The sequence below is a fragment of the Caulobacter sp. GW821-FHT11A05 genome, from assembly GCF_058809015.1.
Genome location: NZ_JBXASF010000003.1, coordinates 23,362 through 44,498, shown reverse-complemented (window position 1 = coordinate 44,498; position 21,137 = coordinate 23,362). Strand labels below are relative to the sequence as shown.

Annotated in this window: 22 protein-coding genes; 9 read left to right on the top strand and 13 right to left on the bottom strand. The window is 68.3% G+C overall.

Annotated elements, in window-relative coordinates:
* Positions 1–21 precede the first annotated feature (21 nt).
* From AC1RSK_RS06220 to AC1RSK_RS06210, 3 genes are read right to left on the bottom strand one after another with little or no spacing between them, the layout of a single operon-like run.
* Positions 22–321 carry a winged helix-turn-helix domain-containing protein gene (locus tag AC1RSK_RS06220; RefSeq protein WP_492906872.1) on the bottom strand — a complete coding sequence of 100 codons (300 nt, stop codon included), beginning with the start codon at positions 319–321 and terminating at the stop codon, positions 22–24.
* Positions 318–932, bottom strand: a complete 615-nt coding sequence (locus tag AC1RSK_RS06215; protein ID WP_492906542.1) for a hypothetical protein — start codon at positions 930–932, stop codon at positions 318–320. The genes AC1RSK_RS06220 and AC1RSK_RS06215 overlap by 4 nt, the downstream gene beginning before the upstream one ends.
* The gene (locus tag AC1RSK_RS06210; protein WP_492906540.1) at positions 932–2,164 is read right to left on the bottom strand and encodes an acyltransferase family protein; all 1,233 of its coding nucleotides are present in this window, start codon (positions 2,162–2,164) and stop codon (positions 932–934) included. The genes AC1RSK_RS06215 and AC1RSK_RS06210 overlap by 1 nt, the downstream gene beginning before the upstream one ends.
* A gap of 166 nt (positions 2,165–2,330) precedes the next feature.
* Here AC1RSK_RS06210 and AC1RSK_RS06205 point away from each other — a divergent pair, with 166 nt between their 5' ends.
* Genes AC1RSK_RS06205 through AC1RSK_RS06190 form a run of 4 tightly spaced genes read left to right on the top strand, consistent with a single transcriptional unit; the run spans position 2,331 to position 5,817 of the window.
* A complete protein-coding gene (locus tag AC1RSK_RS06205) occupies positions 2,331–3,635 on the top strand; it encodes a serine hydrolase domain-containing protein (RefSeq protein WP_492906538.1) in 1,305 nt (434 codons plus the stop codon).
* Positions 3,632–4,186, top strand: coding sequence for a hypothetical protein (locus tag AC1RSK_RS06200; protein WP_492906537.1), 555 nt, complete (start codon positions 3,632–3,634; stop codon positions 4,184–4,186). The genes AC1RSK_RS06205 and AC1RSK_RS06200 overlap by 4 nt, the downstream gene beginning before the upstream one ends.
* 58 nt (positions 4,187–4,244) lie before the next feature.
* Positions 4,245–4,814 carry a LemA family protein gene (locus AC1RSK_RS06195; RefSeq protein WP_492906535.1) on the top strand — a complete coding sequence of 190 codons (570 nt, stop codon included), beginning with the start codon at positions 4,245–4,247 and terminating at the stop codon, positions 4,812–4,814.
* A gap of 4 nt (positions 4,815–4,818) precedes the next feature.
* Positions 4,819–5,817 (top strand): M48 family metallopeptidase, encoded by a 999-nt coding sequence (locus AC1RSK_RS06190; protein ID WP_492906534.1) that lies wholly within the window; start codon positions 4,819–4,821, stop codon positions 5,815–5,817.
* A gap of 81 nt (positions 5,818–5,898) precedes the next feature.
* Here the strand turns inward: AC1RSK_RS06190 and AC1RSK_RS06185 are convergent, their stop codons facing one another.
* Both AC1RSK_RS06185 and AC1RSK_RS06180 read right to left on the bottom strand, forming a co-directional pair.
* Positions 5,899–6,738 (bottom strand): arginyltransferase, encoded by an 840-nt coding sequence (locus AC1RSK_RS06185; RefSeq protein WP_492906533.1) that lies wholly within the window; start codon positions 6,736–6,738, stop codon positions 5,899–5,901.
* Positions 6,739–6,854: 116 nt separating this feature from the next.
* Complete coding sequence (locus AC1RSK_RS06180; RefSeq protein WP_492906531.1) at positions 6,855–7,748, bottom strand: flagellar motor protein MotB; 894 nt, start codon at positions 7,746–7,748, stop codon at positions 6,855–6,857.
* Between the two features lie 91 nt (positions 7,749–7,839).
* Between AC1RSK_RS06180 and AC1RSK_RS06175 the strand changes: the two genes are divergently transcribed.
* A complete protein-coding gene (locus AC1RSK_RS06175) occupies positions 7,840–8,691 on the top strand; it encodes an NAD(P)-dependent oxidoreductase (RefSeq protein ID WP_492906530.1) in 852 nt (283 codons plus the stop codon).
* Positions 8,692–8,857: 166 nt separating this feature from the next.
* Here the strand turns inward: AC1RSK_RS06175 and AC1RSK_RS06170 are convergent, their stop codons facing one another.
* Positions 8,858–9,523: a hypothetical protein gene (locus AC1RSK_RS06170; protein ID WP_492906529.1), complete on the bottom strand. Its 666-nt coding sequence runs from the start codon at positions 9,521–9,523 to the stop codon at positions 8,858–8,860.
* A 100-nt stretch (positions 9,524–9,623) separates the two neighbouring features.
* On the opposite strand from AC1RSK_RS06170, the gene AC1RSK_RS06165 reads away from it, so the two are divergent.
* The 3 genes from AC1RSK_RS06165 (at position 9,624) to AC1RSK_RS06155 (ending at position 11,958) form a co-directional block, all read left to right on the top strand.
* Positions 9,624–9,989 (top strand): response regulator, encoded by a 366-nt coding sequence (locus AC1RSK_RS06165; protein WP_492906527.1) that lies wholly within the window; start codon positions 9,624–9,626, stop codon positions 9,987–9,989.
* 4 nt (positions 9,990–9,993) lie between these two features.
* Positions 9,994–11,358, top strand: coding sequence for a PleD family two-component system response regulator (locus AC1RSK_RS06160; protein WP_492906526.1), 1,365 nt, complete (start codon positions 9,994–9,996; stop codon positions 11,356–11,358).
* 228 nt (positions 11,359–11,586) lie between these two features.
* Positions 11,587–11,958 (top strand): hypothetical protein, encoded by a 372-nt coding sequence (locus AC1RSK_RS06155; RefSeq protein WP_492906525.1) that lies wholly within the window; start codon positions 11,587–11,589, stop codon positions 11,956–11,958.
* A gap of 63 nt (positions 11,959–12,021) precedes the next feature.
* Here the strand turns inward: AC1RSK_RS06155 and rpmG are convergent, their stop codons facing one another.
* Complete coding sequence (rpmG, locus tag AC1RSK_RS06150) at positions 12,022–12,189, bottom strand: 50S ribosomal protein L33 (RefSeq protein WP_018079812.1); 168 nt, start codon at positions 12,187–12,189, stop codon at positions 12,022–12,024.
* Between the two features lie 98 nt (positions 12,190–12,287).
* On the opposite strand from rpmG, the gene AC1RSK_RS06145 reads away from it, so the two are divergent.
* Complete coding sequence (locus AC1RSK_RS06145; RefSeq protein WP_492906523.1) at positions 12,288–12,842, top strand: hypothetical protein; 555 nt, start codon at positions 12,288–12,290, stop codon at positions 12,840–12,842.
* On the opposite strand, the gene AC1RSK_RS06140 is transcribed toward AC1RSK_RS06145, so the two are convergent.
* From AC1RSK_RS06140 to AC1RSK_RS06115, 6 genes are all read right to left on the bottom strand, one after another.
* Entirely contained in the window at positions 12,839–13,399 is a 561-nt protein-coding gene (locus AC1RSK_RS06140) for an NUDIX hydrolase (RefSeq protein WP_492906521.1), read from the bottom strand. The genes AC1RSK_RS06145 and AC1RSK_RS06140 overlap by 4 nt on opposite strands.
* Positions 13,396–14,121, bottom strand: a complete 726-nt coding sequence (locus tag AC1RSK_RS06135; protein WP_492906519.1) for an NUDIX hydrolase — start codon at positions 14,119–14,121, stop codon at positions 13,396–13,398. The genes AC1RSK_RS06140 and AC1RSK_RS06135 overlap by 4 nt, the downstream gene beginning before the upstream one ends.
* Before the next feature lie 351 nt (positions 14,122–14,472).
* The gene (locus tag AC1RSK_RS06130) at positions 14,473–15,492 is read right to left on the bottom strand and encodes a DUF4424 domain-containing protein (RefSeq protein WP_492906518.1); all 1,020 of its coding nucleotides are present in this window, start codon (positions 15,490–15,492) and stop codon (positions 14,473–14,475) included.
* 261 nt (positions 15,493–15,753) lie between these two features.
* Positions 15,754–18,087, bottom strand: coding sequence for a ribonuclease R (rnr, locus tag AC1RSK_RS06125; protein WP_492906516.1), 2,334 nt, complete (start codon positions 18,085–18,087; stop codon positions 15,754–15,756).
* A gap of 35 nt (positions 18,088–18,122) precedes the next feature.
* Positions 18,123–19,709 (bottom strand): DUF4139 domain-containing protein, encoded by a 1,587-nt coding sequence (locus AC1RSK_RS06120; protein ID WP_492906514.1) that lies wholly within the window; start codon positions 19,707–19,709, stop codon positions 18,123–18,125.
* A 4-nt stretch (positions 19,710–19,713) separates the two neighbouring features.
* Positions 19,714–21,057: a DUF4139 domain-containing protein gene (locus AC1RSK_RS06115; RefSeq protein WP_492906512.1), complete on the bottom strand. Its 1,344-nt coding sequence runs from the start codon at positions 21,055–21,057 to the stop codon at positions 19,714–19,716.
* Between the last annotated feature and the right edge of the window lie 80 nt (positions 21,058–21,137).

Below are 21,137 nucleotides of genomic sequence, written 5' to 3'. Positions count from 1 at the left end.
ATTCAATGTGTCCCCGTTTGCCTATCCACCCACCAGCTTGCTCATCGCCTCCAGATACCGCCCGAAGGCCGCCCGGCCCTCGGGTGTGATGCGGGCCTGCGTCAGGGGTTTCAGCCCCACGAAGCTCTTCTCGATGGCCACGTAGCCGGCGTCCTGCAGCTTGCGCAGGTGGATCGACAGGTTGCCCTGGGTCGCCTCCAGCACCGTCTTCAGCTGGGTGAAGTCGGCGACCTCGGCGTCGGCGAGATAGGCCATGATCCCCAGCCGCAGGCGGCCGTGGATGACCTCGTCGATGCCGCCGATGTCGAACCTCGGCATCAGTCGGCCTTGCCGCGCGCCATGGCGATGCCGGGCAGCATCATGAACAGGAACAGGCAGACGCCGCAGATGACGACATAGGCCCAGTGGCCGCGCGTCAGGCCCATGCCGGCGGCGCTGACCATCCAGCCGGCCGCCGTGCCCAGCATCCACAATCGCCGGCGCAGCTGCCAGGCGGCGAACCAGGCGCCGCCGAGCACGGCGAAGACCACGGCCGGGTAGAACAGCCAGACCCGGAAGTCGCCCGACTGGATGGCCGGTGGCAGGAAGATGACCAGGAAGACCAGGTTGATCAGGCCGGTGGCGTTGAAGATGGCGTTGACCGCGCGCCCGGTGGTGCCCTGCGGCTTGGCCTGTTTGCCGCCCCGGACGATGGCGACGGTCATGTAGATCAGGAACAGCACCGTCGGACCGACCATGAACAGCAGGATGACCGGGCCAGGCGGATTGAAGCCCAGGATCTGGGCCCCGTGGAACATCAGTTGCAGGCCGTAGAGGAAGCCGCCGACGGCGAACAGCCGGCCGGCGAAGCGCCAGACGTCGCCGCCGCTGTCGGCCCCGACCAGGGTCTTCAGATAGGCGAGGTCCTCGCGGGCGGAGTCTGCGTCGGTCATCAGGCGATTCCTTCCTGAAGTTGATGTTGAGGCTTCGCACGCCACGGGATGCGCCGTCCATTGAGCAGCCAGCCGACAAAGGTGTGGCGGACCAGCAGTTCGTAGGTGATCAGGGCCGGGGCCAGGGTGCCGGCCAGGATCAGGGCGTACTTGACCGGCCAGGCCAGGGCGACGTCGTGCAGGGCGACCTGCAGGGCCATCACGATCGGCATGTGGACGATGTAGATCCAGTAGCTGGCGTCGGCCAGGTAGCGCCGCACGGGGCTGTGGCCCGACAGGAAGGTCAGGGCCGCGCCGATCAGGCCGAAGGTCCAGCTCCAGATGGCGAAGGCGTAGAGGGCGCAATAGGCGGCGCGCAGGCCCTCGTCGGTCAAGGTCCCGGCGATGGGCAGGCCGCGCACCATCAGGTAACCGGCCGTCGTGGCGGCGACGGCGGCGATCAGATGGACCGGCCAGCGGCGCGTGAAGGCCTGGACCAGCCCATTCTGCCGCTGCAGCAGCCAGCCGAAGCCGAAGGCGACGCCGTAGGCGGTGAGGGCGATGGCGCCGGGGATCAGGGTCTGGTCCGGCGTCGGCACGCCGAGCCAGGGCATCAGCGGTGTGGGCTTCAGCCAGAAGGCCAGGGCCACAGGGGCGGCCAGGATCACCGGTCCGACCATGTTGCGGGTCAGGAAGGCGACAAGCCCATCGACCAGCCGGGCGACGTGGCCGCCGCGGTCCAACAGCCTGCCCACGCCGCGCAGCAACAGCATGGCGGTATAGAAGATCAGCAGCACCCACAGGAACCACAGGTGCATCAGCGGAAAGCTGGTCGGGGTCAGAGGCGGCGACTTGGGCGGCTCCTTGGGCAGGGCGCCCATGACGTCGATGGTCAGCCAGACCATCACGGCGATGAAAGCCATCAGCACCATCGGCCAGAAGATGGCCAGCGGGGCGGCGATGCGCTTGAGGCGGTCGAGGATGAAGCCCTTCAGGCCGCGCCGCTCCAGCAGCAGGCGGCCGAAGTAGCCGGCGATCAGGAAAAAGACCGTCATCCGGAAGATGTGCAGGGTGAAGAAGGTCACGGCCATCAGCTCGCTGCGCTGGTCGTCCATGACGATCCAGGCCTGTGGGCCGGGCAGGAAGGACAGGGTGGCGTGGAAGGCCACGCCCAGCAGCAGGGCCAATCCCCGGACGGCGTCCAGGGCGTGAAGGCGTTCGGTCGGCGGGACGACCGCGAAACGGGGGGTCATTGCTCATAGCTCCCATGGACGCCCCTCCGGCGTCGCTTGCCGCCCTTCTAACAGACAAGTTTAAAATGTAAACAGGTCTATCGAGGCCGTGACCTCTTGCCGCTTCCTGAACGCCGGTTACTCTCCCCTCAAAGGCCGGCAAGGCTACTGGGGACAGGGGACGGACATGACGCTCAAGAGATCACTGCTGGCGGCGCTGGCCGTCGGCGCGTTGCTGTCCGCGCCAGTCGCGACGCCCGTCCTGGCGCAGGGCAGGCCGGCGGTTCTGGCCCCGGCCAAGCCCGAGTCGCAGGGCTTTTCCTCCGAACGCCTCGCCAGGCTCGACGCCGCCATGAAGGCCCTGGTCGACAAGGGCGCCGTCCCCGGCGTCGTCACCTACGTCGCCCGCCACGGCCGGGTCGTGCACCAGTCGATCTACGGCAAGGCGGATCTGGCCACTGGCGCCCCGCTAAAGGACGACACCATCTATCGCATGTACAGCCAGACCAAGCCGGTCACCGGCGTGGCGATGATGATCCTGTTCGAGGAGGGCCGCTGGAAGCTCGACGATCCGCTGGTCAAATACGTGCCCGAGTTCAAGAATTTGAAGGTCTACAAGGGCCAGGACGCCAAGGGCCGGCCGATCCTGGAGCCGATCGCCCGCTCTGCGACCATGCGCGAGGTGATGGCCCACACCGCTGGCTTCGCCTACGGCCTCGTCACCGACAATCCGGTCGACAAGGCCTATCGCGACTCCGGCCTGCTGGGGTCGGAGACGCTCGGCGCGATGGTCACGGAGGCCAGCAAGCTGCCGCTGGCCAGCCAGCCGGGCGAGGCCTGGCGCTACTCCATCGCCGTCGATATCCAGGGCTACCTCGTCGAGAAACTGTCGGGCCAGTCGCTGGCCGACTTCATGGAAAGCCGCATCTTCAAGCCGCTGGGCATGAAGGACACCGCCTTCTGGGTTCCGGAAGCCCAGCGCGGCCGCCAGGCCAGCCTCTACATGGTCGACAAGGAGAAGCGCGCCATCGTGCCGGCCGAGGGCTTCATGGTGCTCGACGTCAGCAAGCCGCCGGCGGCGGCCAGTGGCGGCGCCGGCCTGGTTTCGACCCTGGGCGACTACGCCCGTTTCGCCCAGATGCTCGGCAACGGCGGCGAGCTGGACGGGGTGCGCATCCTGGCGCCCTCGACGGTCAAGCTGATGGCCGCCAACCACCTGACCGACGCCCAGCTGGCCAAGCAGCCGCTGGGCCCCGGCGTCGGCTTCGGCCTCGACTTCGCGGTGGTCATGGACCCGGCCGCGGCCGGCACGCCGGCGGGGAAGGGCACCTTCAGCTGGGGCGGCGCGGCCGGCACCTGGTTCTGGGTCGATCCGGAGAACGACGTGGTGATGCTGGGCATGATCCAGGTGCTGGGCGGCGGCCAGATGCTGCGGCTCGACGAACTGAGCCAGCAGCTGGTCTATTCGGCTCTGGTGGACCCCTCCAAATGAGCGCCGAAAGCATGGAGCGGGAGCGGTTGCTGCGGCCGTATCTGCGGCCGGAGGAGCGGTTGGTCTGGACCGGAGTTCCGGCCCGCGGCCTGATGCTGACGGCGCAGGACGCCTATCTGATCCCGTTCAGCCTGCTGTGGGGCGGCTTTGCCATCTTCTGGGAATCGAGCGTTGCCTCCACCGGCGCACCGGGCTTCTTCCTGCTGTTCGGCGGCGCGTTCGTAGTCGTCGGCCTGTTCATGATATTCGGCCGCTTTCTCGCCGATGCCCTGATCCGCCAGGGCATCGTCTACGGCTTGACTGACCGCCGGGCCCTGATCCTGCGGCGAAGTTTTGGCGAGTCGCTGAACGCCGTGGGCCTGGGCGATGACATCGGTCTGGACCGCCATGCAGGCGGAACCGGCACACTCCGTTTCGGGCCGAGGATTTCGCTGTTCGAGATGAACCGCAGGATGGGACTTGGCGTCTGGGTCCCCAGTCTGTCGCCGACGGTCCAGTTCCTCCGCATTCCTGACGCCGACAGGGTTTACGCCCTGGCGACCGGGCACTGACGCACTGGCGGCGCGATCGGTGTTCGGCTAGCGTCGGGCTTCATTCCTGGGGAGCGCCATGACCGGCATCATCATCCTTGTCGTCATCGTCGCCGTCGTCGGCCTGATCGTGGTCGGGGTATACAACCGGCTGGTGACGCTCAGCACGCGCGCAGACCAGGCCTTCGCCGACATCGACGTGCAGCTGAAACAGCGCCAGGACCTGGTTCCCAACCTGGTCGAGACGGTGAAGGGCTACGCCGCCCATGAGAAGGGCACGCTGGAGGCGGTGATCGCCGCCCGCAATGGCGCGGCCGCCGCCTCGAGCGTCGAGGACAAGGTGCAGGCCGAGACGGTGCTGACCGGGGCCCTGCGCCAGCTGTTCGCGGTGGCCGAGGCCTATCCCGACCTCAAGGCCAACACCAACTTCCTGAACCTGCAGGACCAGCTGGCCGACCTGGAGAACAAGCTGGCCGCCGCCCGCCGCTTCTTCAACAACGCCGTGGCCGAGTTCAACGCCGCCCGGCGCGGCTTCCCGGCCGTGGTCTTCGCCGGGATGTTCGGCTTCGGCAAGGACCGCAGCCTCTACGATGTCGGGACCGAGAGCCGGGCCGCCATGGACGCCGCCGCGCCCGCCGTGAAGTTCTAGCGCCATGGGGCCCGTCGGCCTCTACACCCACATCCAGGCCAACAACACGCGGTCGATCATCCTGCTGGTCGGCTTCCCCGTCCTGCTGACCGGACTGATCTGGGCCCTGACGGTCGGGCTGATGGGGGCGGGGGTGCTGCCCTCGACCGGCTCCGTCCCAGGCGACCTGGCCCGCGCCACCCAGCTGCTGGTCGTCTCCCTGCCGCTGGCGGTGGTGGTGTCGGCAGTCTGGTTCGCCATCGCCTATTTCGCCAACCAGACCATTATCGACCTGGCCACGGGCGCGCGGCCGGTTAGCAGGCAGGATGAATCCGCGCTCTACAACCTGTTGGAAAACCTGTGTATTTCGCGCGGTCTTGCGATGCCGTCTCTGCGCATCATCGAGAGCGAGGCGCTCAACGCCTTCGCCACCGGCCTGAACCCCAAGCAGTACAGCATCACCGTCACCCGCGGCCTGATGCAGACGTTGAGCAAGGACGAGCTGGAGGCGGTGCTGGGCCATGAGCTGACCCACATCCTCAACAAGGATGTCCGCACCATGGTCATTGCCGCGGTGTTCGCCGGCATCATCACCCTGCTGGCCGAGGTGATGTTCCGGGGCATGCGCTTCGGGCGGATCGGCGCCAGTTCCGACAAGAGCAAGGGCGCCGGCCTGCTGCTGTTGATCGCCTTCGGGGCGGCGGCGGTCGGCTACGTCCTGGCCATCGTCATCCGCATGATGCTGTCGCGGTCCCGGGAGTATGTCGCCGACGCCGGGGCGGTGGAGCTGACCAAGAACCCCGACGCCATGATCGGCGCCCTGCGCAAGATCAGCGGCCACGCCCACATCGACGGCCCCGATTCGATCCGGGCCATGTTCCTGGACGACGGCAAGGCCGATGTCTTCGACCTGTTCGCCAGCCACCCGCCGATCGAGAAGCGCATCGAGGCCCTGGTGAAGTACGCCGGCGGCCACGACCTGCCGGTGCGTGAGCCCGAGGCGGTTTCGGGTCCCTGGAGCTAACCTCCACTACCGCTCATCCCGGCGAATGCCGGGACCCATCCGCACGCGGATGGGTCCCGGCATTCGCCGGGATGAGCGGAATTATTGCGGAGCTGACGGCTCTTTCCGCCCGAGCTTGGGCATGTCCGGTCCCCGGGCGGCCCGGTTGGCGGCCAGTACGGCCTCGGCGCGGGCGATCTCCCGGGCCGAAATGAGGCCCCAGCCGTTGGGCCGCAGGATCTCCAGCGGCGAGAAGCGCACCTTGTAGGTCATCTTCTCGCTGCCCGGCACCCAATAGCCCAGGTAGACGTGTGGCAGCTCGTTCATCGCCGCCTGGATCAGGTTGTCGAGCACGATGAAGGCGCCCAGGCTGCGCCGCGCCAGGTCCGGGTCGTAGAAGCTGTAGACCAGGCTCAGGCCGTCGCCCATGACGTCGATCAGCACGCAGGCCAGCAGGTCGCCGGGGCCGCGGTCCTTCGACGGGGTGCGGTATTCGACGATGTGGGTGCGGACCGTGGTGTCCTCGACCATGGCCACATAGTCGGGCCAGGTCATCTCAGCCATGCCGCCGTCGGCGTGGCGGGTCAGCAGGTAGCGGCGCAGCAGGTCGAACTGCTCGGTCGTCGCCTCGGCCTCGACCACATGGCGGCGCAGGTCCTCGTTGCGGCGCAGGATCTTCCGCTCGGAGCGGCTGAAGATGTAGTCCTTCACCGGGATGCGGGCCGAGGTGCAGCTGTTGCAGGTCTCGCAGGCCGGGCGGTAGGCGATGTTCTGGCTGCGGCGGAAGCCGCTCTGGGTCAGGCTGTCGTTGATGGCGGCGCCGTCGGCCTGGGGCAGGTGGGCGAAGACCTTCCGCTCCTCGCGCCCCGGTAGGTAGGGGCAAGGCGACGCCGCGGTCAGAAAGAACCGCATTCTCCCCGAAGCTGGAAAATGGTGCGTCACGCGAACTCGCCTGCCTCTTCGGCTGCCCAATCCTCGGGTCCGCACCGCGAACCCGCCCTCTTGATGGGGATTAGGGGGCATGAACCCCGACCGCGCAAGGGGTTCAAGCGTCGCATCTACGGGTCCGGCGGCAATACGGGGGCTTCGCGCAGCAGCACGATGGCTATGCGTCGGTTGCCCGCCAGTGTGGGATCGTCCGGGTACAGGGGATCGGAGTTGGCCTTGCCGGACACCTGGTAGATGCGATCGGGATCGACGCCGGCGGTCTGCAGGATCAGCCGCGACTGGTCGGCCCGCGCCGCCGACAGCGACCAATCGCCGCCGGAGCGGCTGCCGTCGACGTTGGCGCTGGTGTGGCCCGAGACGGTGACCCGGTTGGGCAGCTGGTTGATGATCTTGGCCACGGCGCGGAGCAGGATGCGGGCCCGGTCGTTGGGGGCGGCCATGCCCTCCTTGAACATCGAGCGACCTTCCTGGTCGACCAATTGGATGCGCAGGCCTTCCGGGGTGATGTCGATCTGGATCTGTTTGGAGAGCTCGGCCAGCTCCGGCATGTCCTGCAGCGCCTGCCGCAGGCTCTGGGCGGCGGAGGCGAAGTTCTCGGCGTCGCGCTTCTCCAGCTCCTTGCGCAGGGTGTCGGTGCTGGTGTCGGCCAGTTCGCCGCCGGTCTTGTCGTTGGGGCGCTCGTTGGGCTTCGACTCGGGGTTCTGCTCCTCGATGATGTCCACCGAGCCGCTGGAGTTGGCGCCGTCATCGCCCAGGGCCGTGCCGCCGAGGATGCCGCCGTTGCCGCTGGTGGTCGCCGAGACCGAGGCCGGAGCAAAGTAGTCGGCGATGCCGCGCTTCTGTTCCGGGCTGGTGGTGTTGATCAGCCACATCAGCAGGAAAAAGGCCATCATGGCGGTGACGAAGTCGGCGTACGCCACCTTCCAGGCGCCGCCGTGGTGACCCCCGCCGACTACCTTCTTCACCTTCTTGATGAGGATCGGCCGGTCGCCCCCGATCGCCATAGTCATCCCCGCTTAACCGTAACTGCGGGCAACCTCGCGCGAGCGCGTTAAGATGGTGTTTCGAAGCAGCCGTCCGAGGGATTCTGTCGCAATGAAAGTCGCGTTTGTCGGCCTGGGTGTCATGGGCTTTCCGATGGCCGGGCATCTGGCCAGGGCCGGGCATGAGGTCAGTGTCTACAACCGCTCGCCGGGGAAGGCCCTGCGCTGGGTGGACGCCCATGGCGGCCGGGCAGGGGACACGCTGCACCACGCCACCCACGGGGCCGAATTGGTGGCCCTCTGCGTCGGCAATGACGACGACGTGCGCGGCGTGGTCGCCGAAATTCTGCAGTCGATGGCCGAGGGCGGCGTCATCGTCGATCACACCACCACCTCCGCCAAGGTCGCCCGCGAGATGGCCGACCTGGCCGAGGCGACCGGCCGCTGGTTCCTCGACGCGCCGGTCAGCGGCGGCCAGGCCGGGGCGGAGAACGGACAGCTGACCATCATGGTCGGCGGCGACGAGGCCGCCCTGGCCCGGGCCGAGCCGGTCATCGGCGCCTACGCCAAGGCCATCAAGCGGATCGGCGGTCCCGGCCACGGCCAGCTGGCCAAGATGGCCAACCAGATCTGCATCGCCGGCGTCGTCCAGGGCCTGGCCGAGGCGGTCCACTTCTGCGCCCAGGCAGGCGTCGACCCGCAGGCGGTGTTCGACGCCATCAGCAAGGGCGCGGCCCAGTCCTGGCAGATGGACAACCGCTGGGCGACGATGGTGCAGGGCCGGTTCGACTTCGGCTTCGCGGTCGACTGGATGCGCAAGGACCTGGGGCTGGTGCTCGACGAGGCGGCGGCCAAGGGGGCGACGCTGGAGATGACGAAGCTGGTCGATGGCTACTACGCCGAGGTGCAGGCGCTGGGCGGCAATCGGTGGGACACGTCCAGCTTGGTGGCGCGGCTGAAGTAACCTCCCTCCCCGAATGGGGAGGGTAGACGCGCGCCAGCGCGTCGGGTGGGGAAGTCGGCCACAGACTCCCAGGGCCAAGGGTCTTAAGCAAACAATGCCGGCGGTGGTGACCTACTTCCTCACCCGGCGCTTCGCGCCTGCCCTCCCCAATTCGGGGAGGGAGGGATTAGGGCGTCACCAGTCGTTCGCGAATCGCCGCTTCCATCTCGCCCCAGCTTTCCGCCCAGAGGTGCCGATCCTTCGACGTCGGCGCGTACGGCCGCAGCCGGTCGTCGGCCACCATCTGGAAGCGCAGCACGTCCGGCGCGTCCTGGGCGACCGATTCGAGATTGGGCAGCAGGTCGTCGATGAAGCCGACCTTGCCGGTTGTCCGGGCCGCCAGGTCCCGCACGATCGGGCCCTTCAGGCCGCTGTTGATGATCATCGGATAGTGCAGGCCGTGGGTCTCCAGCCAGCCCATGCGGGCCGCGCGGCCATGGTCGGGGGCGTTGGTCAGGATCAGCACGGTCATGTCGGCGCTGAGCCGCTCCAGCGCCGCCGCCGCGCCGTCGACGGGCAGCAGGTCATCGGCCCCGTCGCGGAAGAAGTCGTCGAACAGGGCCTTGCCCGTCGGCATGTCGACGCAGTCGCTCGCGCCGGCCTTGTAGATGTTCTGGAACAGCGCGAACCGGTCGATCCGCATCTCGTAGCCGTGGCGGCCGACGAAGGTCTCGAAACCCTGCATGAAGTGGGCGAGAACCTCGTCGACGTCGACGATCAGCAGCGGCCGCGCCGGATCGACGGGGACGGCCTTTGCGGCCTCTGCGGCTGAAAGGGTTTCGAGCGTGGTCACGATTAGCGCAGGCTTAAGGATATTCGTGCGATCTGGCCCTATGGAAACGGGCTGCCTGAGTCTTTTTCCCCAGCAATCCGGTCTTAAGGTCGAACGCTAGATGGCGAAGAAGGTCCTCATCGTCGAGGATAACGAGCTCAACATGAAGCTCTTCCACGACCTGCTCGACGCGCAAGGGTACGAAACCCTTCAGACGCGCGAGGGCCTGTCGGCCCTTTCGCTCGCCCGCGAACACCGGCCCGACCTGATCCTGATGGACATCCAGCTGCCCGAAATCAGCGGCCTGGAAGTGACCAAGTGGCTGAAGGAAGACGATGAGCTCAGCCACATTCCCGTGGTCGCGGTCACCGCCTTCGCCATGAAGGGCGATGAGGAGCGTATCCGCGAAGGCGGCTGCGAGGCCTACATCTCCAAACCGATTTCGGTGTCCCACTTCCTGGACACTATCCGCCGCTTCCTGGGGTAGGGCGATGAGTGCACGCATTCTCGTAGTCGACGACATCGAGGCGAACGTCCGCCTGCTCGAAGCCAAGCTGACGGCCGAGTACTACGAGGTGCTGACCGCCTGCGACGGGCCGACGGCCCTGGCTATCGCCGCCTCCGAGAAGCCCGACATCGTCCTGCTCGACGTCATGATGCCCGGCATGGACGGCTTCCAAGTCTGCCGCCGGCTGAAGGACGATCCCGAGACCCGCCACATCCCCGTGGTGCTGGTCACCGCCCTGGACGGCCGTTCCGACCGCATCGAGGGCCTCGAGGCCGGGGCCGACGAGTTCCTGACCAAGCCGATCGACGACGTCATGCTGTTCGCCCGCGTGCGCAGCCTCACCCGCCTGAAGCTGGTCATCGACGAGCTGCGCCAGCGCGAGGAATCGGGCCGCCGCATGGGCGTCATCGCCGGCGCCGCCTCGCGCCTGGGCGGCACGGGCGGCCGGATCCTGATCGTCGACGACAACGAGCGCCAGTCACAGCGGATCGCCACCGAACTGGCCGTCGAGCATCGCCCGGTGGTCGAGAGCGATCCGGACAAGGCGCTGCTGACCGCCCGCGGGCCGGTCGACATCGTCATCGTCAACGCCGCCGCCAAGGCCTTCGACGGCCTGCGCTTCTGCGCCGCCCTGCGCTCGGACGAGACCAGCCGCAACCTGCCGGTGCTGGTCATCGTCGATCCGGACGACCGGCCGCGCCTGGTCAAGGCGCTGGAGATCGGCGTCAACGACATCCTGACCCGGCCGATCGACCCGCAGGAACTGGCCGCCCGGGCCCGCACCCAGATCAAGCGCAAGCGCTACACCGACTTCCTGCGCCAGAACCTCGACCATTCGCTGGAGCTGGCCGTCACCGACCAGCTGACCGGCCTGCACAACCGCCGCTACATGGAAAGCCAGCTGGCCGCCCTGGTGAAGCGGGCTTGCATGGGGGGCGAGCCGGTGGCCGCCCTGATGATCGACATCGACCACTTCAAGAAGATCAACGACAGCTTCGGCCACGACGCCGGCGACGAGGTGCTGCGCGAGTTCGCGGTGCGGCTGGCGACCAATGTCCGGGCCGTCGATCTGCCCTGCCGCTACGGCGGCGAGGAGTTCACCGTCATCATGCCGGGCACCCGCCTGGCCGACGCCGAGCGGATCGCCGAGCGCATCCGGCTGCATGTGGCCGGCTCGCCGTTCCGGGTGGCCGGCGGCAAGGAGCTGCTGACGGTGACCATCTCGGTGGGCGTGGCCAGCACGGTGACCGACCTCGACACGCCCGAAACCCTGCTCAAGCGGGCCGACGGCGCGGTCTATGAGGCCAAGCACGCCGGCCGCAACCGCGTCATCGCCCGGGCGGCCTGATTCGCTCCGCCGGGGCCGATCCGACAGAACGCCGATATCAATCCACAGCAGTGTCCGGTTGCCGACAGTGGCGGCCCAATTCAGGGACACTAAACTCTGGATTTCTCCGGGGCCTGACCTAAGACGGAGTCGAGAAAGAGTCGCGGCTCGGCGACCGCTCAACGTAACGATGTGTGCTCAAGGGGCGGAGCAGGGATGGAAACGCGTACGAGGTCCGCCTGGATCGCCGTGTGTCTCGGTCCCGCGACCGCGATCCTGGCCACCGTGCGCCAGCTGATCAACGGCCTTTGGTGGCCCTACTGGATCGACGACATCCTGGTCGGCTGCCTGCTGGCCATCGCTGGAGGGCTGGTCCTGCGCGCAAGCAACAGCACCCGGGCCCGCATGCTCAGCGCCGGCTGGGGGGCCATGCTGCTGGTCCTCTGGGGCTCGACCTTCCGTCACTTCGAGAACGTGCCGGCCGAGGGCTACATGCCCCACCTGACCCTGATCGGCATCGCCATGCTGGGTCTGCTTGGCCTGGCGACTCTGGGCCTCTACTGGAGCCTGCCGACCACCCAGCGGCCGTTCATCGGCACCCGGCCTCCCAAGGATCAGTAGTCCAAAAAGCAAAACGCCCGGCGGTGAGGCCGGGCGTTCGTCGTCAAGCGTGGCTGGATGAGCCTACTTGATCTTGCCTTCCTTGAACTCGACGTGCTTGCGCACGACGGGGTCGTACTTCTTCAGGACCATCTTCTCGGTCTTGGTGCGGGCGTTCTTCTTGGTGACGTAGAAGAAGCCGGTATCCGCCGTGGAGTTCAGGCGGATCTTGATGGATGCCGGTTTGGCCATAGCAATATCCTCATGGCCGCAGGGCCGAATTCTCGCGAGGCGCGGAACATACGCATGGATCGCTGGAAGTCAACGCCTGTGGCGCATAGGGTCGGCGGATGAAGCGTTTCCTTATCGCCGCCATCCTCCTGCTGGCCTGCACGGCCCCCGTCCAGGCGGAAATCCTCCCCAAGCCCGGTGCGTTTTTCGACGGCCTGCAACGGCTGTGCGGCAAGGCGTACGAAGGGCGGGTGGTGACGACCGACCCCGCCGACAGCGCTTTCGCGGGCAAGCGCCTGGTGATGCGGGTCGCGCACTGCGGCGCGGAGACGGTGCGAATCCCCTTCAGTGTCGGCGAGGACCGGTCGCGGACCTGGGTGATCACGCGGGTCAGCGACGCCCAGTTGCGGCTCAAGCACGATCACCGGCATGAGGATGGGACGGAAGATGCGCTGTCCCAGTACGGCGGCGACACGGTCGGGCCGGAAGACTGGAAGCGGATGGCGTTTCCCGCCGACGAATTCTCCAAGACGCTGTTTCGGGAAAAGGGCAATCCCGCTTCGGTCGACAACGTCTGGGCGCTGGAACTGACCGACAAGGTCTTCGCCTACGAACTGCGCCGGCCGAATCGCCACTTCCGCGTCGAGTTCGATCTCACCAAGCCGCTGCCCTAGATCAGGGTCTTCAGCCGCGCCTTGCCGTGGCTGTAGGTGAACAGGAACGGCGGGTCGCCGGCCATCAGGGCGTCGAGGATGGCCTCGGTGATGTCGAACAGCGGCAGCTTCCGCGCCTCGGGCAGGGGGCGCCAGGCCAGCTCGGACAGCTCATCGGTGTCGGCCAGCTTGCCGGTCACGTCTGCGGCGTCGGCCTTGAAGAAGCGGGCGTGGAAGCGGACCGGGCTGTTGGTCGGGGTGATGGCGCGGGCCGCCAGGGTGAGCGGCGCGTCACTCGCCAAGGTCAGGCCCGTCTCTTCAAAGGTCTCGCGCACCGCCGCCGCCGCCAGCGCCCCGGCCAGCCGGCCCGGTGCGTGGGTCAGGCGGGCGCAGAGCGGCGACAGGTGGCGGGGCCGCTCGCGGTCGGCCGGATCGACGGCGCCGCCGGGAAACACGAAGACGTCGGGCGCGAACCGCGACTTGCGCGGTCGCCGGCCCATCAGCACCTCTGCCTTCGGGCCCGTGCCGCGCAACAGAATCAGGCTGGCCGCGTGGCGGGGCCGGACGATCAGGCTCACAGGTAGTCCAGCCGCCGCGCGCCCTGCAGGAAGCGCATGAAGGGGGCCGGCCGCTCCGCGCCCTTAAGCCGCTCGGCTACCTCGGCGACCACGAAGCGGGTGATGTTGGGCAGGTCCAGGGCCAGGGCCTCGTCCAGGTCGACCCAGGCGATCTCGTCCAGCTCGCCGCAGTCGGGCTGCCGCTCCAGGCTGACCAGGGCCTCGGCGTCGGCCATGAAGAAGCGGGCGTCGAAGCGGCGCGGCCGGTAGGGCGGGGTGATGGCCCGGGCCACGAAGGTCAGGGCCGCCAGGTCCGGGGCCGCGCCCTGGGCGAGGAATTCACGCCAGGGCCCGGCGCCGGGTCGCGTGGGGGCCGGCTTGGCCAGCAGCAGGCCGACCTCCTCGAAGGTCTCGCGCACGGCGGCCATGGCCAGGGCGCGGGGCAGGGCGGGGGATTTGTGGCGCAGGGTCAGCGCCAGTTTCGCCTCGATGTCCGGATTGAGCTCGCTGGCCGAGGAGGCGGTGAAGTCGCCGCGATCGACGCGGCCGCCCGGGAACACCCACTTGGACGGCATGAAGGCGTGACCCTTGGCCCGCCGGCCCATCAGCAGGCGCGGCTTCTTCGCATCCCGCCGCACGACGATCAGCGTCGCCGCATGCCGCGGCCGGATCGCCTTGCCGCTGTCGCGCATGGCCCCGTCGCTGCGCGGGTCGTAGGTGGGATCGAGGATCGGCTTGGTCATGGGGACAGTGTACGACCCTGTCGTGACGGGGAAAGTGTGCCGTTGGGGAAGCTGAAGGGGGCGGGGTGGTCGGTGGTGGACGGCGGCAGGCCGCGAAGCGGCGGAGTGGCGCGAAACGAAGCTGATTGTAGCACGGGGTGGGGAGAAATTCCCTAGTTATTTCAATAAATTACATCCAAGCAAAAGCCGCTCTGGCCTCGGCTGGAATGGTCAAATCGACCCACCAGGCGCCACTTTGCTGTCGGCCTGAAACCACCCTCTTGGCAAGTGAAGCGGCGGTGGATCGATCGTAATCTGCAACCGCGCCGGATCGGCCGCCCGGAGACATTTGAATCGTGGGTATGCCCCGAACTACTCCATCCGCAGCGGTTCGAGGATCAGGATGTCGAGGTCGCCGGTCGGACGGTAGTCCTTTTTCACGACCTCGAACCGCGTCGGCCCGATCTTCCTGACGCCGGTCGCGCAGAAGCTGACCAGGTTGTCGGCGGCGCCCTTGTCGATCACCAGGCGGAAGTCGCCGATCGGCTTGGCCCAGTTGGCGCCGGTCTTCAGCACATAGCCGATGCGCTTTTCGGTGTAGCCACTCATCGAGCCTTGCGGCGCCGTCGCCCGCTTCCTGTTCACGCCGGCGACGAAGCTCTGATCGATGCAGTACTTCTTGCGGTACTGCGTCGCCCAGCCCTCGGTGTCCTCGTCCCACATCGAGGAGCCGACGATGGTGTCGACGCTGCCGCCGACGGCGGGGATGTAGCGGTGCTCGACCTCGACGAGCTTTCCGGCCGGGAAGGTCTGGGTCCAGTAGAAGGTCGTCTTCAGCACCCAGGAAGGCGCCATGTGCGTCTCCCAGCCCTTGCCCTGGTCGAACTCGTTGACCCAGGCGAGGCCGAGATTCACCGCTTCCTGCTGGTCGGCCTTGCTGAGGGCGTCCAGCGCCGCGCCGGCCTCGGGCCGGTGGGCGGCCAGCGGCACCTTGTGGGCCTTCAGCCAGGCGGTGCGGTCGACGGCGCCGACAAAGGCCTTCTGCTCGACCTGCGCCTTGACCGGCTGGCCGTCGACCAGGGTGTGGAACTGCAGGAGATTGGTGGCGTCGTCGCTGGGCAGGCCGTTGTCGCTCTCGAAGAAGCCCTCGCCGCCGATGTCGGGCATCGGGAAGGCGACCACGGTGCTGACCGGGCCGGCCGAGGCGTTCTGGAAGCGATAGCGGACCACCACCTCCTTCTGGCTGATGAACAGGTCCTCGGACCGCATCTCGATGCTGTCGGTGGTCTTGAGGACGAGGCCGCCGGCGGCAAGTTCGGCGGTGGAGTCGTTGGCCAGGGCGGGGAGGGCGATGAGCGCCGACAGGGTGGTGGCGAGCAAGGTGCGTTTCATGTGAGGCCCCCGAGGTGTTGCCGGCATCGGAGCCTGAAGTCGCCTCGGAGGCAAGGGGACCACTTAAGCGCTGTCATCCTTCGGTCGGCGTAGCCAATCCGGAGGAGCCACGGGAAGGGCGGAACCGGCTGGATTCAGCAGCTCCGTCACTGACGCCGGCGCCACCCTTCAGCGCCAGCCGCCAGGCTTACGGGTGGGTCCTCCGGATCGGCTACGCCGACCGAAGGATGACAGCCGTGGGGAGGGGGCTGGAGGGGAGGCCTACCGCCGCTTGCCGCCAGCCTTGCCGGGCTTTCCAGGACCGCGAGAGAAGCCCGGCCCGCCCTTGCGCGGTGGACCGCCCCGCGTATTGCCGCCATCCCTGAACTGACGCCGCACGCCAAGCCGTGGCTTGGGGGCGTTGGGGTCGGCCTTGGCCGGTTCGCTGAGCATCTCGAACAGCAGGCCGCCGGTGACCGGCGTCGCCTCCCTCAGCTTGACCTCGACCGCCATGCCCAGCGGCCAGCGGGCGCCGCTGCGCTCGCCGACCAGGGCGTGCAGCCGCTCATCATGGACGAAGTATTCCTCGCCCAGGGTCGAGACGGGGACCAGGCCGTCGGCGCCGGTCTCTTCCAGCCGCACGAACAGGCCAAACCGCGTCACGCCGGTGATCCGTCCGGGGAAGGTCGCGCCCACCCGGTCGGCGAGGAAGCTGGCGACATAGCGGTCGGTGGCGTCGCGCTCGGCGGCCATGCTGCGGCGTTCGGCGAAGGTGATCTTCTCGGCCGTGTCCTTGATCTGAGCGATGTCGCCGTCGGTCAGGCCGTCGTCGCCCAGGCCCAGGGCCCGGATCAGCGCCCGGTGCACGATCAGGTCGGCATAGCGCCGGATCGGGCTGGTGAAGTGGGCGTACTTGGCCAGGTTCAGGCCGAAGTGGCCGATGTTGTCGCTGTTGTAGTGGGCCTGCATCTGGGTGCGCAGGACCACCTCGTTGACGATCGGCGCGTGCGGCCCCTCACGTGTCTCGGCCAGCAGCTTGTTGAAGCGGTCGGTGCGCGGCGCCTCGCCCTTGTTCCAGTTGATGCCCAGCGTCTCCAGGAACTCGCCCAGCGACTGCATCTTCTCCATCGAGGGGGTGTCGTGCACCCGGTAGATCAACGGCGTGCGCTTGGCCTCCAGCGTCTCGGCGGCGCAGACGTTGGCCTGCACCATCATTTCCTCGATCAGCTGGTGGGCCTCCAGGCTGCGGCGGCGCTCGATGGAGACGATCTCGCCCTCGGGATTGAAGCGGATGCGGCGCTCGTCGCTCTCGATGTTGAGGGGCGAGCGGGCCCGGCGACCCTTCAGCATGACGTGATAGGCCGCCCACAGGGGCTTGAGGATGCTGTCCATCAGCGGGCCGGTCTTGTCGTCCGGCTGGCCGTCGATAGCCGCCTGGGCCTGCTCGTAGGAAAGCTTGGCCGCCGACCGCATCAGGCCGCGCACGAAGCGGTGGCTGCGCTTCTTGCCGTCGGCGCCGAACACCATCCGCACGGCCATGGTGGCCCGGTTCTCGCCCTCGCGCAGGGAGCAGAGCCCGGCCGACAGCCGCTCGGGCAGCATCGGCTCGACCCGGTCGGGGAAGTAGGTGGAGTTGCCCTTCTCGCGGGCCTCGTTGTCCAGCGCCGTGCCGTGGCGGACGTAGGCGGCGACATCGGCGATGGCCACCCAGACCACCCAGCCGCCTTCGTTGCGCGCATCGTCGTCCGGGTGGGCGAAGACGGCGTCGTCGTGGTCGCGGGCGTCGGAGGGGTCGATGGTGATCAGCGGCAGGTCGCGCAGGTCCTCGCGGCCCTTCAGGGTGGCTTCCTGCGCCGCTTCCGCCTCGGCCTCGGCGGCGGGGCTGAAGCCGGTGGGGATGCCGTGGGCGTGGATGGCGATCAGGGAGGCGGCGCGCGGCTCGTCCTCGCGGCCAACCACCTCCAGGAGCTTGCCGTTCTTGGGGCCGTAGCGCTCGCGCGGACCGCCCAGCTGGATCTGCGCCACCACCAGGTCGCCGTCCTTGAGGTCGCGGCCGTCGTGTTCCGACAGCAGCAGCACATCGCGGCTCTTGCGGTCGACCGGCTCGACGCGGATCTCGCGCCGCACCTTGCGGATGACGCCGAGGATCTTGTGGGCGCTCTGGCCCAGCCGCTTGATGACCCGCGCCTCGACCTCGCCGTTTTCCAGCCGCTCGTAGCGGACCAGCAGCTTGTCGCCGAGCCCCGGGGCCCCGGCGGTCTTCTCGGCCTTGTCCGGCGCCAGCCGGGCCAGCGGCGCATCGTCGCCGCCCTTGCTGAGGCGCACGTAGAGGTCGCCGTCGGCGTCCCGCTCGACCACCTCGGCGACGCCGACCGGCGGCAGCGCCCCGGCCTGGGCGAAGCCGCGCCGGCCGCGTTTGCCCAGGTCGCCCTTGGCCTCCAGCTCACGCAGCATCTCGCGCAGGGCCCGGCGGTCGGCGCCCTTCAGCCCGAAGTGGCGGGCGATGTCGGCCTTACCGGCCTCGCCGGCGTCGCGCAGGAAGGCGATCAGGGTGTCCCTGTCGGGCAGGCCTTGCGGTTTCTTGACAGCGGGCTTGGGAGTCTTCGGTTTGGCCATGGTCCTGGCATAACGCGCCAAGGCCCCGCGCGCACCTACTGCGTGACGAGCAGGGTGTAGCCAAGCGTCCGCCGCTCGCCCGGCGCCAGCACCACCGGCATCACCCGGCCGCCGTCGCGGGCCACCAGCTTCGCGCTGGAGGCGGTCACCTTGTAGACCTTGCCGTAGTCGATCAGCCGCAGTTCGAAGGCGGCCGGAGCGGCCGTGTTATTCACAGCCTCCAAGGCATAGACCAGCTGGACCTTGCGCTTGCCCTTGCGGCTTTCGCTGACCAGCTTGGGCGTCACCTGGACCTGTCGCGAGTCCTGCAGCACCAGGTCGAACGGGGCGCCGACGGCGCTGTTCTCGAACTTGAACTCGCCGGCCAGCAGCCGGCCGTCCGCCGTCTCCTGACCGATCATGGCGTTGCCGCCGGGCAGCGGCAGGCCCAGGCCCGCCTCCTTGCGGTTCTTCATCCGCAGCATCAGCTGGACCGGCAGGTCCTTCTGATCGGGGTTCCAGGTCACGCCAGGCCAGGCGGTGAAGCGATAGACCCGGTCGAAGGCCACCCCGTCGGCGTCGAGCATCAGCAGCTGCTTGGTCTGCCGCGCCGCCACCGTGGTCGGGAAGGGCAGGGTGTAGAGCTTGTAGTCGCCCAGTTCGGATTGTTCGGCCTTGGCCTCCTCATTCGCCATCATGACGGGCGGTGGAGGTGGGGCCGGAGGCGGCGGGGGCGGCGGCGGGGCGAAGGCCTGGACGCGGTTGCCAGTGACGACGACGTCGCGGGCTTCATCGTAGGCGAAGTTCAGCCCCGTCGGCCAGCAGGCCGGGCTCTTGGACTTGCCGTAGACCACCGTCGCCCGGGTCCGCCAGCTGCGCGCCACGTCGCCGGCCACCACCTGGGTCGGGGCGTCGGTGAAGGTGGTGGCGCTGTCGTTGCTCAGGGTGATCCAGCCGGTCAGGTCCAAGGTCCTGCCATCGGTCCGCACCGTGGCGACGTAGTTCGCCTTCCAGGTCAGCCCCACGGCCAGATAGGTCAGCCGCACCCGGTAGGAACCGGCCGCCTTGGCCCGCACGGCCATCGACAGGGTTGGTTCGGGGCTGAGGCTGTCGGGAATCTTGTCGAACACCAGCCGCTCGGGCTCGCCGCTGCAGCCCAGGGCCTCGAAGCCGCCGTCGACCTCCAGGATCACGCCGTCGGGGCCGGAGCGCAGCACGGCCGGCCGCACGGTCTCGGCGCCGGTCGCCGGGTTGGTCCGCACCAGCCTGACCGGCTCGCCGATGGCGGCGGCGATGATCGAGCCGGGGCTCATCAGGTTGTAGTCCTGGTTGCGCTCGACCATCTGGGCCGGCAGGCCGTCCAGCGCCGCGGTCGCGGGCACGATGCCGGCCGCCACGCCGCGGAAGGTGACCTTGCTCTGGCCGGCCGGGACCTCGATCGTCCGCCACTCGGTGACCAGGGCCAGCCCCGAACGCCCGTCGAAGTAGCCGCGCGCGCCGTAGGGGTCCTGGTAGATGGTCAGGGCCACGGAGTCCGGCCGGGCCGACACCGCCATACTTGGAACTGTTTGGGCATGCGCCGCCACCGGCCCCGTCATCAGGGCCAGCGCGACGGTCAGCGCCTTGAGCCAGGGGTGGCGCATGGCCCTAGTAGCCGCTGTCGACCGTGAAGGTCAGGGTGGTCTCGCCGTTGGCCGGCACCGGGACGTCCCACTGCAGGGTCTGGGCGTTCAGCCGCTTGGAGACCAGGCTTTCCTCGATCAGCTTGCCGTCACGCCCCAGCCCCCCTTGGCGCACCTGCACCACCACCGGCTCGGGCCGGGCGTTGCGCAGGACGTAGCTCATCTCATAGCGGGTCTTGGTCGTGCTCCGCTTGTCGGTGGTCACGACGGTTGGGGTCAGGGTGACGTCGAAGGCCTGGCCGGTCTGGATGGAAAGGTCGCTGCCGGCTGGGGTGTGGCCGATCTCGTTCTCGCCGATGAACTTCGGGTTGCCCTGCTGGTCGCGGACGTAGAAGCGCACCGTGCCGGCCGGCATCGGCTCGCCCCCGCCGCCGGCCGCGAACTCCAGCTTCACCGCCGCCGAGATCGGCTGTTCGCGGCTGGCGAAACCGCCCAGGTCGACGCGATAAGCCTTACGGGCCGGGGCGCCGATGACATCCAGGAAGCTGACCTGCTTGGTCTGGTTCTGGGCGACGGTCGTCCGTTCCTTCAAGGGATACAGGTAGTAGTCGGCCAGCGGCACGGCCGTCCCGGTCATGGTTCCGGCCGAGGTCACCGCCGGCGGCGTATAGCGGATGCCCCCACCGGTGTTGCCGGCCACCAGCTGCACCTCGGCGTCGGCGAAATCGACGCCGGTGTTGTTGCTCAGCGTGATCCAGCCCTGCACGTCGATCTTGCCGTTCTTCTCGTCGAACAGCGCCACATAGTCGGCGTTCCAGCCCATGCCATTGGTCAGATAGGTCAGCTTGGCGGCCCGCGGTCCGGCCTGGGCCGCGTCCACCGTCACCGACAGGGTCGGCCGGGCCCGCAGGTTGGGCGGGACCTTGTCGAAGATCACCCGGGTCGGCACGCCGTCCTCGCGCAGGATCTCGATGCGGTCGCCGATCTGCAGCACCACGCCGTTGTTGACCGCCAGCACCTTGGCGCTCTCGGTCACCTGCTGGCCGTTGCCGGGGTTGGTGCGGACGATCCTCACCGTCTCGCCGACCGCTTTTTCCATCAGGGTCTGGGGGCTGAGCAGGTCGTAGTCGAAGTTCTGCTCGATGATCGAGATGCCCGGCGCCGACAGGGTGACGGTCTCCGACCGGATCTGCGGCGAGACATCCTTGAACTCGATGCGCTGGCGGCCGGCCCTCAGGTCCTCGGTGCGGGTGTCCTCCACCAGCGTCTGGCCCGAATTGTAGATGGTCACCGACAGCTGGCGCGGCTGGGCGGCTGCTGTGGTGGCGGCGAGCGCGAGCACGCTGGCGGCGAGGAGAAAACGACGCATGGAGCAACCCCGCATGAATTTACAAAGGCAAGTTTGCACGGGCCTCTCGGGCTGTCGATAGCCGATTGCGGGGTGTTTGC

What these genes read in the sequence shown, in the direction of transcription:
- AC1RSK_RS06215 (WP_492906542.1), bottom strand. Translation starts at nt 932, where the DNA reads ATGACCGACGCAGACTCCGCCCGCGAGGACCTCGCCTATCTGAAGACC.
- AC1RSK_RS06210 (WP_492906540.1), bottom strand. Translation starts at nt 2,164, where the DNA reads ATGACCCCCCGTTTCGCGGTCGTCCCGCCGACCGAACGCCTTCACGCC.
- AC1RSK_RS06205 (WP_492906538.1), top strand. Translation starts at nt 2,331, where the DNA reads ATGACGCTCAAGAGATCACTGCTGGCGGCGCTGGCCGTCGGCGCGTTG.
- AC1RSK_RS06200 (WP_492906537.1), top strand. Translation starts at nt 3,632, where the DNA reads ATGAGCGCCGAAAGCATGGAGCGGGAGCGGTTGCTGCGGCCGTATCTG.
- AC1RSK_RS06195 (WP_492906535.1), top strand. Translation starts at nt 4,245, where the DNA reads ATGACCGGCATCATCATCCTTGTCGTCATCGTCGCCGTCGTCGGCCTG.
- AC1RSK_RS06190 (WP_492906534.1), top strand. Translation starts at nt 4,819, where the DNA reads ATGGGGCCCGTCGGCCTCTACACCCACATCCAGGCCAACAACACGCGG.
- AC1RSK_RS06180 (WP_492906531.1), bottom strand. Translation starts at nt 7,748, where the DNA reads ATGGCGATCGGGGGCGACCGGCCGATCCTCATCAAGAAGGTGAAGAAG.
- AC1RSK_RS06175 (WP_492906530.1), top strand. Translation starts at nt 7,840, where the DNA reads ATGAAAGTCGCGTTTGTCGGCCTGGGTGTCATGGGCTTTCCGATGGCC.
- AC1RSK_RS06165 (WP_492906527.1), top strand. Translation starts at nt 9,624, where the DNA reads ATGGCGAAGAAGGTCCTCATCGTCGAGGATAACGAGCTCAACATGAAG.
- AC1RSK_RS06160 (WP_492906526.1), top strand. Translation starts at nt 9,994, where the DNA reads ATGAGTGCACGCATTCTCGTAGTCGACGACATCGAGGCGAACGTCCGC.
- rpmG (WP_018079812.1), bottom strand. Translation starts at nt 12,189, where the DNA reads ATGGCCAAACCGGCATCCATCAAGATCCGCCTGAACTCCACGGCGGAT.
- AC1RSK_RS06145 (WP_492906523.1), top strand. Translation starts at nt 12,288, where the DNA reads ATGAAGCGTTTCCTTATCGCCGCCATCCTCCTGCTGGCCTGCACGGCC.
- AC1RSK_RS06135 (WP_492906519.1), bottom strand. Translation starts at nt 14,121, where the DNA reads ATGACCAAGCCGATCCTCGATCCCACCTACGACCCGCGCAGCGACGGG.
- AC1RSK_RS06130 (WP_492906518.1), bottom strand. Translation starts at nt 15,492, where the DNA reads ATGAAACGCACCTTGCTCGCCACCACCCTGTCGGCGCTCATCGCCCTC.
- rnr (WP_492906516.1), bottom strand. Translation starts at nt 18,087, where the DNA reads ATGGCCAAACCGAAGACTCCCAAGCCCGCTGTCAAGAAACCGCAAGGC.
- AC1RSK_RS06120 (WP_492906514.1), bottom strand. Translation starts at nt 19,709, where the DNA reads ATGCGCCACCCCTGGCTCAAGGCGCTGACCGTCGCGCTGGCCCTGATG.
- AC1RSK_RS06115 (WP_492906512.1), bottom strand. Translation starts at nt 21,057, where the DNA reads ATGCGTCGTTTTCTCCTCGCCGCCAGCGTGCTCGCGCTCGCCGCCACC.